This is a genomic window from Nostoc sp., assembly GCF_041747015.1.
Classification (GTDB): Bacteria; Cyanobacteriota; Cyanobacteriia; order Cyanobacteriales; family Nostocaceae; genus Nostoc.
The window spans coordinates 1-3,214 of sequence record NZ_JBGTFY010000342.1; the positions used below are offsets into that span (position 1 = coordinate 1).

At 39.7% G+C, this 3,214-nt stretch carries 4 protein-coding genes and 1 pseudogene; all 5 read right to left on the reverse strand.

Annotated features, from left to right (window positions below; translation table 11 throughout):
- Window positions 1–4: 4 nt before the first annotated feature.
- Window positions 5–337, reverse strand: coding sequence for a hypothetical protein (locus ACEW80_RS27580; protein ID WP_373529662.1), 333 nt, complete (start codon window positions 335–337; stop codon window positions 5–7).
- On the reverse strand, window positions 324–557 hold the full coding sequence (locus ACEW80_RS27585; RefSeq protein WP_373529663.1) for a hypothetical protein: 234 nt from the start codon (window positions 555–557) through the stop codon (window positions 324–326). Before ACEW80_RS27585 ends, ACEW80_RS27580 begins: the two co-directional genes overlap by 14 nt.
- Window positions 558–634: 77 nt before the next feature.
- A complete protein-coding gene (locus ACEW80_RS27590; protein WP_373529664.1) occupies window positions 635–1,870 on the reverse strand; it encodes an RNA-guided endonuclease InsQ/TnpB family protein in 1,236 nt (411 codons plus the stop codon).
- An 88-nt stretch (window positions 1,871–1,958) separates the two neighbouring features.
- Complete coding sequence (locus tag ACEW80_RS27595; RefSeq protein WP_373529665.1) at window positions 1,959–2,420, reverse strand: hypothetical protein; 462 nt, start codon at window positions 2,418–2,420, stop codon at window positions 1,959–1,961.
- 17 nt (window positions 2,421–2,437) lie between these two features.
- A pseudogene (locus tag ACEW80_RS27600) lies at window positions 2,438–3,214 on the reverse strand (hypothetical protein); the annotation flags it as partial.

Consider the following 3,214-nt stretch of genomic DNA (forward strand, 5'->3'; position numbering starts at 1 on the left):
ACAATCAGGTTTCGCCGCTACCATCTACTTCCACAAAGTTTTCTATTCTCATATCAAAGTGCAAGCCAAATAGTCTTACCCCTCCAGGAACAAAGCTCATAATAGCCATTGCTAATACAAGTACAAATAATCCGTCTAAAAAGTGATAATCGTCTTTTGGGTAAAGCAAATACTCGTCTGCTCTAGCTAGTATATATTCTGGATAATAAGGGCTTTCATCAGTGCAGTGGAGCCATCTCCATTCATCAGTCGTTACGCCACCTCGCGCTTTTATGTGTTCAATAAAGCGAGGTACGTTGTTATGCAAGAGGTTTTTTAATTGGTTACTTGATTCCATAAAGCTGCTCTACGTACGTCAATAGTTCTAGTTGACGCTGAGTCCAAATAGTGTGGGCTTGTAGAAAGTCTAGCAATATCAAATCAATTTCATCTAAGTCGCCTCGTCCTGTAAACTTACAGAGACGATCGCTCATTAAATATATTTGTTGTGCATGATTGATATCTAAGTCTAGCTTTTTAAGATGTTGAGTATTTACAAATATTTCACCATGCCACAACCGTACATTACAGCCGAACTCACATACTTTATTGACATACTCCCCGCCGTGAACGGTCGGGGATTCTAATTCCTAGTTCACAGAAGTCCGCTTGCTATATCAAGTTGCCCATCAATAGTAGAGGCGGTCTTCTCCCCAGGCTTTCCCTCAAAAGAGGCAGATTCCTTTTGCCCAAAGGTACTGTTATTCCAATCAACTCCTAACACTTTCATACCTTTGGTGAGGATATTAATTGCAGCGTTCGTATCGCGGCATATTTCTACTCCACAAGATGAGCATGAATGAGTCCTAGTGCTGAGTGACTTTTTCACTCGATGTCCACAATTTGAGCAATCTTGGGATGTGTAGTTAGGCGAAACTGCCACTACTGCTTTATCCCAGATTTTCCCGTAGTAGTCTAACCATTGAGTGAATTGATACCAACTAGCGTCAGAAATAGACTTAGCCAAATGGTGATTTTTGACCATGTTTGCAATTTTCAAATCCTCATAAACCACAATGTCGTTTGACATTACTACGCACCGAGCTTGCTTTATTGCCCAGTCTTTACGTTGGCGTGAGATTTTTAGATGAACTCTACCCAGTCTTTTTCTTGCTTTGTGGTAGTTGTTTGATTGAGGTTTTGCGCCTTTGACAAACTTCTTACTTAATCGCCTTTGCGCTTTTTTAAGCCTGCGTTCCGACTTTCTCAAGAACTGAGGATAAATGACTGCATTGTCATTTTGGTCTTTGGTGAAGTATTTTAACCCTAAGTCCAAGCCAACAACATTGCCAGTATATTTCCCTTCTTCCTTGCGGTCAGCATCAAAGCAGAATTGAGCATAATACCCGTCTGCCTTGCGCACTACTCGAACGCGGTTTATCTTAAGCCTAAATAAATCCTCTCTTGTTTGAGCATTGCAGTACATAGATAGCGTACCAATGCCAAACCCATCGGTAAAAGCAATACTTTTGCAATCTTCTGACAGTTTCCAGCCTGAAACTTTGTACTCTACTGAGCGACAATGCTTTTTAAACTTGGGATATCCTTTCTTTTTTTCTCCTTTCTTGCAGCGATTATAAAAACTAGATATAGATGCCCAAGCTCTTTCAGTACTGGCTTGACGTGCTGCGGAGTTTAGTTTTAATGCAAAAGCAAACTCTTTAGCTAAATCTTTGCACAGCTTGTATAAGTCTGCTTTACCAACTTTTCGATTATCCATCCAATAACGAACTGCCTTATTTCTAATGAATTGAGCAGTACGAATTGCGTCATCAAAAAGCTGGTATTGTTCCTTATTTCCGTTTAGTAGCTTGGCTTCTCTTACTATCATGTATTTATTTTATCACACATTATTGCAGATAAAATAACATAGTATTAATATAAAGCCGCCCTGAAGTGCGGGGCTTTAGACCCAATTTTCAGGTAACAATTCCCCAACACCTGTTGTATTTTAATAGTTCCGCTTGGCACAAGCTGGAAATCAAGCAGATATCCCCAATTGTGCAAGTGTTGAACAACTTGTATTTATAATCTGTTTGAAAAATAAGTGAATCGTATTTTACCCAAGGGATTAATTCTAGTCCAAATTGTTTAACTGCAACGCTTGCGGCTTCTAAAATTGACAAGGAAATATCACTAGAATAAGAACAAATTATCTTTGCATCCAGGTTTTTATCAATTGCTCCTCGATAAAGAACCGCTTGTCCAACTGCTTTAAACAAAGCTTCCCGGTCAGGATAATGCTTTAGCTCTATTACTGCGTTATCAATAACCACGTCCGCAATACCAACCGAGCAAGGCACGTACTGCTGGCAATTGAAACCTTGCTCAGTTAAGTGAATTACGAGTTCGTTTTGAAGCTCTCTTTCACTGGTAATCATAGTTTTATAAGTGATATCTATACTTCTATTGTATCATTTATTACAGGTTCCCTATCTATTCCTGAGTAAATTTCTTCGGCTTTTTCTAACATCATCATATCGACGGGAGAAAAGTAAATTTTGCGCTGCATTGCTTCTATTACGCCTCTAACGGTAGTTTCCAAATCGTCGCGCTCCGCTAGGTTTTTAATGCGATCGCTCACCAATTTAAAATCCGCCTTATCTTTTTCCCCTAACTCTACTCGTTTCATCTCAAAATCCTTGCATGGTAGTACCTCCTTTTTTACACTAATGCAAACATGGTAGGCATAGTCGGATATGCGATCAATTATGCCCCAGTAGCCATCTAAGTATCTAATTGTAGAGTTAGAGCCAGCTTTTATCCTTACCACGTCACCAACGGCATATTCTGATGACTCGGTATAGGGAATGCGAGTTTTTTCTTTGATGCGCTCTACAATTGACCTAATCTCTTTAATGGGTGCGACTTCCCCATTTGTTATTATTTCTACCCAAGCATCCCGTTGTTCTTTTGGATCTTTAAGTTTGGCTATTTCTCGGCAATGAGTTTCTTTGCTCGGTAAAATGTCCACTGGCAGTGGACATTTCTCTAAATTCTCCAAAACCACAGCAGCATCAATTAATTGATAGGAACGGGTGCGCTTAAAATTGAACCTATCCTTGCAGTATTCCTCAAAAGTGGCATGACTTGATCTGTACAGTTTACGATCGCGTATCTCTTTAAGAGCAAACACTGCCTCCCTGAATACTGACTCCGCCTTAATAAAAGCATT